This window comes from Aromatoleum diolicum, assembly GCF_012910955.1.
Classification (GTDB): domain Bacteria; phylum Pseudomonadota; class Gammaproteobacteria; order Burkholderiales; family Rhodocyclaceae; genus Aromatoleum; species Aromatoleum diolicum.
In genome coordinates, this window is record NZ_WTVQ01000005.1 from 1 (window position 1) to 12810 (window position 12810).

The following is a 12810-nucleotide window of genomic DNA, read 5'->3' on the forward strand; positions in this document are numbered from 1 at the left end:
AGTGTGCCATCGCGCCCCAGTTCTGGCGACCGTGCTTGCGCAACCAGACCAGAACCGTCGACCGGCCTTGAATGCCGTAACGCTCCTGCGCCTGCTTGTAGGTCAGTTCGCCTTTTTCTACTTGCTCCACCACCGCCAGTTTAAAAGCCAGCGTGTAGTCCCGCTGTGTCCTCTTAATCCCCGTTTCCATCTGACTTCCCCTTTCTTTCCAGAAAAGGTGTCAACTTCTTTCAGGACGGGTCACGGTCGACAAAAAAGGCGCTGCCGATGCAGCGCCTTTTTTTGTTCACCGCCCGCAGGCGGCTAGCAACCGATCAGCCACGCGCGGCGAGATAAGCCGCGAAGTCCTCGCTCACTTCCGGATGACGCAGGGCGAGCTCGACGGTCGCCTTGAGGTAGCCAAGCTTCGAACCGCAGTCGTATCGTACTCCCTTGAACTGGTAGGACAGCACGGCCTCTTCCTTCAGCAGCGAGGCAATCGCGTCGGTCAGCTGCAACTCCCCGCCGGCACCGGGCGTGATCGAACGCAGATGATCGAAAATCCGCGGCGTCAGGATGTAACGGCCGACCACCGCCTGCGTCGTCGGCGCGTCCTCGGGCTTCGGCTTCTCGACGATACCGGTGACACGCTGCACGTCGCCCAGCTGGGTTTCGGTGCTGACGATGCCATACTGCCGCGTTTCCTCGCGCGGCACGTTCATCGTGCCGAGCACCGAACAGCGGTGGTAGTTATACACACCCACCATCTGCTGCATGACCGGATCTGCGCCGTGATTGTCCAGCAAGTCATCCGCGAGGATCACCGCGAAGGCCTCGTCGGCTACCACGGCAGAAGCGCACAGCACCGCATGGCCCAGACCAAGGGCCTCCGACTGCCGAATGTAGATGCAGTTCACACCCTTCGGCACGGTCCGCTGCACCAAGGCAAGCAGTTCCTTCTTGCCACGCGCTTCCAGTTCGGTTTCCAGTTCGTAGGCCTTGTCGAAATGGTCTTCGATCGAACGCTTGGTGCGGCCGGTGATGAAGACCATGTCGGTGATGCCGGCTGCAACCGCCTCTTCCACCGCGTACTGGATCAGCGGCTTGTCGACGATCGGCAGCATCTCCTTCGGGCTGGCCTTGGTCGCCGGCAGGAAGCGCGTACCCATGCCGGCAACCGGGAATACTGCCTTCGTAATTTTCTTCATATTCTGCATCTCCCTTGTTTCATTGTTCCGTTCAGGCCGGCGCCGGGTCCGTGCCATGTTCCTAAGCCTGTTCAAGCAGGCGCAGCAAACCATCCTCGTCAAGGACCGCCACGCCCAGCTCCTCGGCCTTCGCGAGCTTCGAGCCGGCTTCGGCCCCCGCCACCACGAAATCCGTCTTCTTCGAAACCGAACCGCTCACCTTTCCACCATGCGACTCGATCAGTGCCTTGGCCTCGTCGCGACTCATCGTCGGCAGCGTGCCGGTCAGGACAAATGTCTTTCCGTTTGCCAGGCCCGACGGCACCAGCGCCGGAGCGCCCTCTTCCCAGCTCACGCCGGCTGCGCGCAACTGCTCGATGACCTCGCGGTTGTGCGCCTCGCCGAAAAAGCCCGCAATACTCTGCGCCACCACGGGGCCGACATCCGGCACGTGAAGCAAGCGATCGACATCCGCCTCCATCACTGTGTCGAGCGAACCGAAGTGCCGCGCCAGATCGCGTGCCGTCGCCTCACCGACATTGCGGATCCCCAACGCGAAGATGAAGCGCGCCAGCGTCGTGTGGCGGCTCTTCTCGATTGCCGCCAGCAGGTTCGCCGCCGATTTGTCCGCCATCCGTTGCAGGTTCGCCAGTGCCAGCACTCCGAGCTTGTAGACATCGGCCGGCGTCTTGACGATTCCCGCATCGACGAGCTGCTCGACCAGCTTGTCGCCCAGGCCCTCGATGTCCATTGCGCGACGCCCGGCAAAGTGCAGCAAGGCCTGCTTGCGCTGCGCCGGGCAAAAAAGCCCCCCGGAACAGCGTGCAATCGCCTCGTCCTCCGCCTTTTCGACATGCGACGCACACACCGGACAGCGCGGCGGCATCACGAAGGGCCGCTCGCTGCCGCTGCGCCGCTCGACGACCGGCCCCACGACTTCGGGTATAACGTCGCCGGCCCGCCGCACGATGACCTGATCGCCAATCAAAAGTCCCTTGCGCTGGATTTCCTCTTCGTTGTGCAAGGTGGCGTTGGTCACGGTGACGCCGCCGACGAACACCGGCCTGAGGCGCGCCACCGGCGTCAACGCCCCGGTCCGCCCGACCTGCACCTCGATGTCGAGCAATTCGGTGATCTCTTCCTGCGCCGGATACTTGTGGGCGACCGCCCAGCGCGGTTCGCGCGTGACAAAGCCGAGACGGCGCTGCAGGTCAAAGCGGTTGACCTTGTACACCACGCCGTCGATGTCATATGGCAGCGTGTCGCGCATACCGGCAATGCGGTCGTGGAAGGCAATCAAGTCCTCGACGCCCTTCGCCACGACGCGGTGTTCACATACCGGCAGGCCGAAGGCCACAAGCGCTTCAAGCATTTCGCCCTGGGTCGCAGGCACGGTCCAGTCACCGGTCTCGCCCAAGCCATAGGCAAAGAACGACAGCGGCCGTTTCGCCGCAATGCGCGGGTCGAGCTGGCGCACCGCGCCAGCAGCCGCATTGCGTGGATTGACGAACACCTTCTCGCCGTTCGCCATCTGGCGGACGTTCAGCCTGTCGAAAGCATCGCGGCGCATGTAGATCTCGCCGCGCACTTCGATCAGCGCCGGCACAGCACCGACAAGCCGCAGCGGGATCTGGCGAATCGTGCGCACGTTGTGCGTGACGTCCTCACCGTTTTCCCCGTCGCCGCGCGTGGCCGCACGCACCAGCACCCCGTTTTCATAACGCAGGCTGATCGCAAGCCCATCGAACTTGAGTTCGGCGAGATATTCGACGGCGGGCGCATCGGGACCCAGTTCGAGCGCGTTGCGCACACGCGTATCGAAGGCAATCACACCGCCAGTGGTGGTATCGGTCTCGGTACGGATCGACAGCATCGGCACCGCGTGCCGCACTGCAGCCAGCTCGGGCATCGGTGCGCCGCCCACGCGCTGTGTCGGCGAGTGAGACGCGGCGAGTTCCGGGTAGTCGCGCTCGAGCGCTTCCAGTTCGCGGAACAGCCGGTCGTACTCCGCGTCCGGAATCGTCGGGGCGTCGAGAACGTAGTAAGTGTAATTGTGTGCCTCGAGTTCGCGCCGCAGCTGCGCGGCACGCTCGAAAGCCTGGGGCGATGCGATCATCAGTCGGAAAACAGGCGCATCGCCAGCTTGCCGCCCGCCGGCAGACCAGCGCTGGCCATCTGCGACTGGAACTGCTCGATCTGCGCGCGGATCACGCCTGCGGCATCGGGACCGAAGGACGCGCGATTGTCGTCGACGACGGTACCCTGCAGCGCATCAGCCATCTGCATGGCCTGGCGCATCATGCGCTCGAATACGACCACCCCATTCGCCACGCGCGGCACATCGATGAGCAAGGTCAGGGCGCTGGTGGTGAGATCGCGCATTTCCTCGGCGGCGAACAGCGCGGGCTCAACGTTGCTCAGCGTGTACAGGGTATTGCCCTCTTCGTCGCGGGCATGGAATGCGCCATCGCTGCCGATCGTCAGGCCATGCGATTCCGCCAACGCGCGAATCTTGGTGCCGACAAACGGCTGACTGTTGCTGACGACGTTGATACCGATCTGGACGTCGACGCTTGCGCAGAAGCGATCCAGCTCCGCTGCATTACGCAGCGCCTCGCCGCGCGCCGGTAAATCGGCAGGAACCGCAAGGAACTGATCTGCAACCCGCTGCATGCCGCCGGAAAAATGCATGAAATCGTTTTCACCGATCGGACCTCGCCGATCGACCATCTGCATCGCGGCGCAGAACCAATGGTACGCCCCTGCGCTGTGGGCGTTCAGCGGCCGCCACAGGTTCTCGCCATCGTCAAAGGCAAACCAGCGCACCGGCTTCGAGATGCCCATGAGCTGCTCGCCCTGTGCCGCCCACAGACGCGGCACATCAAGCGGCTCGATAGACTCGATGCGGATCACGCAATCGACCCGCGGATCGACAACGTCCGGCGCTCCCGGCGTAACCCGCCGTACGCCTGCATCGCGAGAACCGGACGGCCCGGATTTCTCGCCGCCCCACGATTCGCCGACCGAGGGTTCCAGGCGTTCGACAGGCCCGGCATCACCCTCGCCATCCCGCGGTTCGAGCAACACGTCGCGGTGGTCGGACCTGAAAGCCAGTTCCGCCTGGCGGCTGTGCTTGCGCTCCTGCCACTTGTTGTACGCAACGATTCCGACGACTGCGGCCACGCCCAGCGCGGCCAATCCGATCTGCAATTCGCTATCCATCTTCCTTCCCGTTGTGAGTCTCGCCACGTACCTTGGCGAGGTCCGTCACCCGTTGGGTTTCGCAAAAAAATTCAATGCCGCATGCGCCTCCACCCGGAACATGCACACGGCGCTTCGTCCTCAGGCCGCGGCCGGCTCGGCCAGGCGCAAAGCCTCTTCCATATCCACTTCCACGACGCGCGAGACACCCTGCTCCTGCATGGTCACGCCCACCAACTGTTGCGCGATCTCCATCGTGATCTTGCTGTGACTGATGAACACGAACTGCGTCTGCGATGACATGCGCTTCACCATCTGACAGTAACGCTCGGTATTCGTATCGTCCAGCGGCGCGTCCACCTCGTCAAGCATGCAGAACGGCGCCGGATTCAGCTGAAACATCGAGAACACCAGCGCGATCGCGGTCAGCGCCTTCTCACCGCCGGACAACAGGTGGATCGAGGTGTTCTTCTTGCCCGGCGGCTGTGCCACGATCTGGATGCCCGCATCCAGAATTTCATCTCCGGTCAGCACCAGCCGCGCTTGTCCGCCACCGAACAGCTGCGGGAACAGCGTGCTGAAATGCTGCGTCACGGTATTGTAGGTCTCTTGCAGTTGTTCGCGCGTCTCGCGATCGATGCGCCGGATCGCATCCTCGAGGGTACCGATGGCCTGCATGAGATCTTCATACTGCGCATCGAGATAGCCCTTGCGCTCTTGCGCACTGCGCAACTCATCAAGTGCAGCCAGGTTCACCTGACCCAGCTCGGCAATCTCCCGCGCCAGACGGGCCACCTCACGCACCAGCGAGGTTTCGCGCAGGTCGGCAGTAAGCAGCGGCAGCAATGTGGCCTCGTCGGCCTGTGCCTCGGCAAGCCGCTCATCGAACTGTGCCGCCGCTAGCTCCGCCGCCTGCACCGCAAGGCGCAGCTCAGCCACACGACCGCGCGCCGGCGCCGCATTCTGCTCCGTGCGCAGGCGCAGTTCCTCGGTCTGCTTCAGGTGGGCGACAGCCTGTTCCAGCGCATCGCGCCGGGCGGCCAGCGCGGCTTCGCGGCTCGCGCGCAGCACCAGCGCTTCCTGCAATGCACCATGGCTGCGGCTGCTGTCGGTGGCCTGCAATTCATGCTGGCGGGCGTCGATCTCGACCGCGACACGTTCCAGCTGTTCCACCGCCAGCTGCAGATTGCGCGCGATGTCGTCGAGCTTGCCGGCGCATTCGCGTTCGGAGAAGCGGGCCTCCTGCAATTCCCGGGCGGTCGCCTGCTCCAGCGCACGAGTCTCCCGCAACACGTTGTCGCGCTCGGCAAGCACCTCCATCGCCCCGTCCAGACGCTCACGCTGCAGTTCGGCAAGCTCAGCCGAACGCGCCTGTTCCATTTCCGCACGCGCCAGGTGCTCGCGCTCGGTGACTTCGAGATGGACCACATCCTCCAGATCGCGCGCGAGCTGCGCGCGGCGCTCTTCCGCGCGCTGGCGCGCCTGCGTCAGCTTGAGCAGTTCGACCTGTTCCGCGTGCACTTGCTGCTGTGTGGCCTGCAATTCGCGGCGCAGCGTGTTGCCGCGCTCCTGCAACTCGGCGGCCACCGCCTCCGCGGCGAGCAACGCGTCGTGCGCAAGTTGCGCGTCGCTCTCCAGTTCGCGCTGCTGTTCCGCCAGGGTATCGATCTCGCGCTGTCGCTCCATGACCCCGTGCGTGCGACTGTCGGGCGCGTAATGCACGAGGGCGTGCCGGGTCAGAAGCTGACCGCGCGGACCGACCAGACACATACCCGGCGCAATCTCGCCACGCCGTTCCAGCCAAGGCTCCAGTGCATCCACGGCGTGGCAGCCACGCAACCAGTCTGCGAGCGCCGGACGCAGTTCGGCCATCGACACGCTGACCTTGTCGATCAACGCAAAAGTGCCCGGAAGCGGCGAATGCGCGTCGCTCGTCAGCTCGGCATGACCGAATGCCACGGCGAACGATCCCGGGGGCGCTTCGTCGAACATCGCCCGTGCGGCATCCGTTACGTTACCGGTCAGCGCGGCCAGTCGCTCCCGTAACACCGCTTCGACGGCCATCTCCCAGCCGGCTTCGACACGAAGCTCGCGCCACAGTGGAGCCAGTTCGACAAGTTTGTGTCGCTTGAGCCAGTCACCGAGTTGCCCCTGCGACTGCACCCGCGCCTGCAACTGCACCAGTGCGTCGCGCCGGGCCCGTAATTCCGTCAGCCGCCGCTGCACCTGCCGCTCGTGATCGAGCGCGGTTTTCAGCGCGGCCTGCGCTTCGGGCAGGCGCGCCTGCGTCGCGCCAAGCTCGTCCTGGCGCAGTTCATGATCCTCGCGCAGCATTTCGAGGCGTTCTTCCTGCTGCGCCAGCACCGATTCATCCGGCCCGTCAATGCTTCCGGTCTCGCCCAACAACCTTCCACGCCGTTGATTCAGCGCATCGAGCGCACGCGCGGCACTCGCGCGGTTGGCTTCCTCGACGCGCAATTGCTGTTCGGTCTGGGCAAGTTCGCGTCGCGCCGCGGCGACCGTCGTGTCGGCAGCCTGGCGTGCCGACTCGGCCTCGGGCAGTCGATCGGCGATCTCTGCATGGCGCGCCTCGGCCTGTTCCGCACGCATCGCCGCGTTGTCGAGCAGTGCCGACCAGCGTTCGCGATCGCCAACCAGCGCCTCCTGGCGCGCACGCCAGTGCGCATCGTCGGTTGCGAGTTGCGCCAGGCGGGTTTCCAGGCGCTTGCGTGCATCTTCCAGGTGCTTGAGCTCTGCCTCCAGCCGACTCACTTCCGCGGAAATTGCGAACAGATCCGTCTGCGCAGCATGCGTTGCCTCGGCGGCGGCAAAGTGGTCCCCGCGTGCCGCCTCGACGGTCGTTTCCAGTTCCTGCAGACGGGCGCTGTCGGACTCCATCTTCGACGACAGCTGATTGAGTTCGGCCCCGAGGCGGTTCTGCTCGGCGCGCGTCTCATTGCGTTTGAGCAGCCACAACAGTTGCTGGCGCTGCGTGTGCGCGGCGTTCAGGTCGCGGAAGCGCGCAGCGATCCCGGCCTGGATTTCCAGATGGCCGATGCGCTCGCCCAGCTCCGTGCGGATGTCGTCGAGACGCGCCAGATTGTCGCGCGCATCCGAGAGACGGCCCTCGGTTTCCCGCCGCCGCTCACGGTACTTGGTTACACCCGCGGCCTCCTCGAGGAATCCCCGCACTTCCTCCGGACGCGCCTCGATGATGCGCGAGATCATCCCCTGCTCGATGATCGCGTAGGCACGCGGCCCCAGACCGGTGCCCAGGAACAGGTCGATGACGTCCTTGCGCCGCACCTGGACGTGATTCAGGAAATAGGTGGATTCGCCGCTGCGATCCAGCACCCGCTTCACGGAAATCTCTGCATAGCGCGACCACTGGCCGGCCGCGCGCCCGTCGGCGTTATCGAACACCAGTTCGACGCTTGCGCGCGACACCGGCTTGCGCGTCGTCGAGCCGTTGAAAATCACGTCCTGCATCGATTCGCCACGCAGCGCGCTGGCGCGCGTCTCGCCCAGCACCCAGCGTACCGCATCGATGATGTTTGACTTGCCGCAGCCGTTCGGACCCACCACACCCACGAGATTGCCCGGGGTGAGAACGGTGGTCGGGTCGACAAAGGTCTTGAAACCGGCGAGTTTTAGCTTGGAAAGACGCACGTCTAGACGGAGACCGGAACGAAAGAGGAAAACGCGGAAGTAAGACGGTCGGCGCCGAGTCTGGCGAAAGCGCGCCATGATAACATCCCGCGCTCGATGCCCTTAGCTAGCGGGCGGCTTCGCAAATGCAAGAATACGAAAGTGCACATTGCCACAGTCGGCGATCCGGCATTTTCATCATGTCACAGGAATTGCGAAGCAGCCCGATGGCAATAGCGGTGCACAACCAGAAACATGCCGACCCGATCCGACGTGAACCCCTATCTCGACCGACTCCAGCCCTATCCCTTCGAAAAACTGCGTGCCCTGTTCGACGGCATCACACCGCCGACCGACTTGAAGCTGATCCGGCTGTCGATCGGCGAGCCGCAGCACCCGACGCCGCAGTTCATCATGCAGGCGCTGACCGACAATCTGAATGGTCTGGCGAGCTACCCCAGCACGCAGGGCAGCGAGGCGCTGCGCGGCGCAATCGCGGGCTGGCTGGAACGCCGTTACGGACTCCCCAAGGTGGATTCCGCGACCCAGGTACTGCCGGTCAATGGCTCGCGCGAGGCGCTGTTCGCTTTCGCGCAATGCGTGATCGACGGCAGTCGCCCCGGCGCCAAGGTGCTCAGCCCGAACCCGTTCTACCAGATCTATGAGGGCGCGGCGCTGCTCGCGGGGGCCGAGCCGGTGTTTCTCAACAACCTGCCGGAAAACCGCTTCGGCTCCGACTTCGATGCGGTGCCGGAATCCGTGTGGCGCGACGTTCAGCTGGTGTTCGTGTGCTCGCCCGGCAATCCGACTGGCCGCGTCCTGTCGCAGGACGAATGGGCGCGCCTGTTCGAACTGTCCGACCGCTACAACTTCGTGATCGCCGCCGACGAGTGTTACTCGGAAATCTATTTCGATGACGACGCACCGCCGGTGGGCGCGCTGCAGGCCGCGCAGCGCCTCGGGCGCAGCGATTTCCGCAATCTGGTGATGTTCTCCAGCCTGTCGAAACGTTCCAATGTCCCCGGCATGCGCTCCGGCTTCGTCGCCGGCGACGCCGCAGTCATCAAGGCTTTCCTGCGCTACCGCACCTACCACGGCTGCGCAATGAGCCCGGCGATACAGGCCGCGTCGGTGGCGGCATGGAACGACGAGGCACACGTAGTGGAAAACCGCCGCCTGTACCGCGAGAAATTCGACCAGGCGACGCCGATCGTCGCCCGCCACCTGAAGGTCGAACGGCCCGACGCGGGTTTTTACCTGTGGGCGCGGACGCCGATTCCGGACACCGAGTTCGCCCGGCGCCTGCAGGCTGAATATAATGTCACGGTCCTGCCCGGCAGCTTCCTTGCCCGGCAAGCGAACGGCGTCAATCCGGGCGCCGGTTTCGTACGGATCGCCCTTGTGGCCGACACGGCCGAATGCGTGGAGGCTGCCGAACGTATCGCAGCCTTCTGCCAAACCCTCAAATAACCGGAATTTCCCCATGCAAGAACTGCAAAAGATCATCGACGAGGCTTTCGAGAACCGTGCCAGCCTCTCCCCCACCTCAGCCCCGGCCATCGTGCGCGACGCAGTCGCCAGCGTCATTGACGGACTCGACACCGGCCGCCTGCGGGTAGCGGAAAAAATCGACGGCACCTGGACCGTCAATCAGTGGATCAAGAAGGCCGTACTGATTTCCTTCCGCCTGCGCGACAACGAGATCGTTTCCGCCGGATCGCTGAATTACTTCGACAAGGTGCCGACCAAGTTCGGCGACTACACGCCCGAACAGTTCCGCGAAGGCGGCTTCCGCGTGGTGCCGCCCGCTGTCGCGCGCAAGGGCAGCTTCATCGGCAAGAACGTGGTGCTGATGCCCTCCTACGTGAACATCGGCGCCTACGTCGATGAAGGCTCGATGGTCGACACCTGGGCGACGGTCGGCTCCTGCGCCCAGATCGGCAAGAACGTGCACCTGTCGGGCGGCGTCGGCATCGGCGGCGTGCTCGAACCGGTGCAGGCCGGCCCGGTCATCATCGAAGACAACGTTTTCGTCGGCGCGCGCTCCGAAGTCGTCGAAGGCGTCATCATCGAGGAAAACGCGGTGCTGTCGATGGGTGTGTACATCGGTCAGAGCACGAAGATCTACGACCGCGAAACCGGCGAAGTCTTCTACGGCCGTGTCCCTTCCGGCGCCGTGGTCGTCCCCGGCAGCCTCCCGTCCGCCGACGGCAAGTACAGCCTGTATTGCGCCGTGATCGTGAAGCGCGTGGACGCCCAGACGCGTGCCAAGACCGCCATCAACGAACTGCTGCGCGGCGCCTGATTTCCCGGCGCCCGCCACCACCCGTCGGGGCGGCCCTGACCGATCGCCCTGACAACGAAGCCCCCTTACCCACGCTCCGGAGACTCGCTCGATGATTTTCGACAAACTTTTCCAGTTGATGGCGGAAAAGGTCGCTTCGGACATCTTCATCTCCGCTGGCGCCCCGATCCATATCAAGATCCAGGGCATCACCATGCCGATCAACCAGCAGGTCATGGATCCGTCCATGATCAAGCGGATGATCTACGAGATGATGAATGCCGAGCAGATCGAAACCTTCGAACGGGACAAGGAGCTGAACCTGTCTTACGGGCGGCGCGATCTCGGCAACTTTCGCGTCAACGTATTCTGGCAGCGCCACAGCGTCGCGATCGTGGTGCGCTACATCCAGGGCGAAATCCCCTCGCTGGAGTCGCTTGGGCTGCCGCCCGTCCTCGCTGAAGTCGTGACCGAGAAACGCGGCCTGGTGCTGGTCGTCGGCGCAACCGGGTCGGGCAAATCGACCACCCTGGCGTCGATGATCGACCATCGCAACCGCAACCGCTCGGGCCACATCCTGACAGTCGAAGACCCGATCGAATACCTGTTCAAACACCGCAAATCGGTGGTGAACCAGCGCGAAGTCGGCATCGACACGCATAGCTGGCACGATGCGCTGCGCAACGCCATGCGTCAGGCGCCGGACTGCATCCTGATCGGCGAAATCCGCGACCGCGAAACGATGCAGGCAGCACTCGCGTACTCGCAGACCGGGCACCTGTGCCTGGCGACGCTGCACGCGAACAACGCCTACCATGCGCTGAACCGCATCGTTAACTTCTTCCCTCTGGAAAACCGTTCGCTGCTGTTCCTCGACCTGGCTGTCGCGCTCAAGTGCGTGGTTTCACAGCGTCTTGTCCGCAAGCCAGACGGTATGCGCATGCCGGCGGTCGAAATCCTCATGAACACCCGCCATGTGTCCGAACTGGTCGAGCGCGGCGAGCTGAATGAAGTCAAAGAAGCGATGCAGCAGAGTCTTGCCCCCGGCTCGCAGACCTTCGAACAGGATCTTCACCGGCTTTACCACGAAGGCATCATCACCTTCGAGGAAGCGCTCGCGAACGCGGATTCGCCGACGAACCTCGCCTGGCTCATCAACAACGCACAGTTCAACAACGCTCCAACGCCCGACAACGCCGACGATGCCCCACCCGTCGTGGATTTCGAACCAACGAGAAAGGACGGTTCCTCGTTCAGCGAATTCTCGCTGCACCTCGACGACGGTCACACCGGCGGAGCGACCTGAGCTGACGGACTTCCCCGACTTTCAACCGGCACCGCGCCGCGATAACAACAATGACATCCCCTGCCCTGACGGCCACCTTCGCCCTTGCCTGCGAGCTCATATCCCGCCCCTCGGTTACCCCCGAGGATAGCGGCTGCCTCGAACTCATCGCATCCCGCCTCGCGCCACTCGGTTTCCGCTTCGAGCGCATCGACACCGGCGGGGTGTGCAACCTGTGGGCACGCCGCGGCGACACCGCCCCCATTCTCTGCTTTGCCGGCCATACCGACGTCGTGCCGACCGGCCCGCTTGACGCCTGGGATTCAAACCCGTTTCAGCCGACAGTGCGCGATGGTCACCTGCACGGCCGCGGCGCCGCAGACATGAAGACTTCGCTTGCGGCGTTCGTCACCGCGATCGAAGGTTTCGTCGCCGGACACCCCGACCATCAGGGCTCGATCGCGCTGCTGCTGACGTCCGATGAGGAAGGCATCGCCAGTCACGGCACCGTCAAGGTCGTCGAAGCCCTGGCGGCGCGCGGCGAGCGTCTCGACTACTGCGTCGTCGGCGAACCGACTTCGGTCAAGACGCTTGGCGACACCATCAAGAACGGGCGCCGCGGCTCGCTCTCCGGGACGCTACGCGTCAAGGGCGTACAGGGCCACGTCGCCTACCCGCAGCTCGCACGCAACCCGATCCACGAATTCGCCCCCGCACTCGCCGAACTCGCCACAATCCGCTGGGACGAGGGCAACGAGTTTTTCCCTCCGACCACCTGGCAGGTGTCCAATATTCACGCCGGCACCGGTGCCAACAACGTGATTCCGGGCGAATGCGAAGTGTTGTTCAACTTCCGTTTCGCCTCGGTCAGCTCCGCCGACCAACTCAAACAACGCACGCACGCCGTGCTCGACCGTCACGGACTGGACTACATGCTGGACTGGCACCTGTCGGGCAAACCATTCCTGACCGGGCGCGGCGAACTGGTCGCCGCGCTGACGGATGCCATCCGCAATATCGCAGGGGTCGAGACCGAACTGTCGACGAGCGGCGGCACGTCCGACGGACGCTTCATTGCCGACATCTGCAACGAAGTGGTCGAGTTTGGTCCGGTCAACGCCACCATCCACAAGGTCAATGAGTGCGTCGCAGTCGACGCGATCGAGCCCCTGTCGAAGATCTACGAATACACCCTGCGCGCCCTGCTGGCCGCCAAGCGAGACTAA

9 protein-coding genes are annotated in these 12810 nt (G+C 64.0%); 4 read left to right on the plus strand and 5 right to left on the minus strand.

Translation table 11 applies throughout. From position 1 onward, the window contains the following. The 5 genes from GPA25_RS04135 to smc form a co-directional block, all read right to left on the minus strand. Nucleotides 1–190 (minus strand): helix-turn-helix domain-containing protein (locus GPA25_RS04135; protein WP_169259103.1); only part of this gene is annotated, 190 nt, incomplete at its 3' end. Between the two features lie 124 nt (nucleotides 191–314). After that, entirely contained in the window at nucleotides 315–1187 is an 873-nt protein-coding gene (gene galU / locus GPA25_RS04140) for a UTP--glucose-1-phosphate uridylyltransferase GalU (protein ID WP_169259104.1), read from the minus strand. 61 nt (nucleotides 1188–1248) lie between these two features. Further along, a complete protein-coding gene (gene ligA, locus GPA25_RS04145) occupies nucleotides 1249–3282 on the minus strand; it encodes an NAD-dependent DNA ligase LigA (protein WP_169259105.1) in 2034 nt (677 codons plus the stop codon). Then, a complete protein-coding gene (locus tag GPA25_RS04150; protein ID WP_169259106.1) occupies nucleotides 3282–4388 on the minus strand; it encodes a cell division protein ZipA in 1107 nt (368 codons plus the stop codon). The genes ligA and GPA25_RS04150 overlap by 1 nt, the downstream gene beginning before the upstream one ends. 120 nt (nucleotides 4389–4508) lie before the next feature. Then, entirely contained in the window at nucleotides 4509–8036 is a 3528-nt protein-coding gene (smc, locus tag GPA25_RS04155) for a chromosome segregation protein SMC (protein WP_343034829.1), read from the minus strand. 252 nt (nucleotides 8037–8288) lie between these two features. On the opposite strand from smc, the gene dapC reads away from it, so the two are divergent. From dapC to dapE, 4 genes are all read left to right on the plus strand, one after another. Then, the gene (gene dapC, locus GPA25_RS04160) at nucleotides 8289–9485 is read left to right on the plus strand and encodes a succinyldiaminopimelate transaminase (protein WP_169259252.1); all 1197 of its coding nucleotides are present in this window, start codon (nucleotides 8289–8291) and stop codon (nucleotides 9483–9485) included. Between the two features lie 13 nt (nucleotides 9486–9498). Next, entirely contained in the window at nucleotides 9499–10320 is an 822-nt protein-coding gene (dapD, locus tag GPA25_RS04165; protein ID WP_169259108.1) for a 2,3,4,5-tetrahydropyridine-2,6-dicarboxylate N-succinyltransferase, read from the plus strand. A 91-nt stretch (nucleotides 10321–10411) separates the two neighbouring features. Further along, nucleotides 10412–11605, plus strand: coding sequence for a PilT/PilU family type 4a pilus ATPase (locus GPA25_RS04170; RefSeq protein WP_169259109.1), 1194 nt, complete (start codon nucleotides 10412–10414; stop codon nucleotides 11603–11605). A gap of 50 nt (nucleotides 11606–11655) precedes the next feature. Continuing rightward, nucleotides 11656–12810 carry a succinyl-diaminopimelate desuccinylase gene (gene dapE, locus GPA25_RS04175; RefSeq protein WP_169259110.1) on the plus strand — a complete coding sequence of 385 codons (1155 nt, stop codon included), beginning with the start codon at nucleotides 11656–11658 and terminating at the stop codon, nucleotides 12808–12810.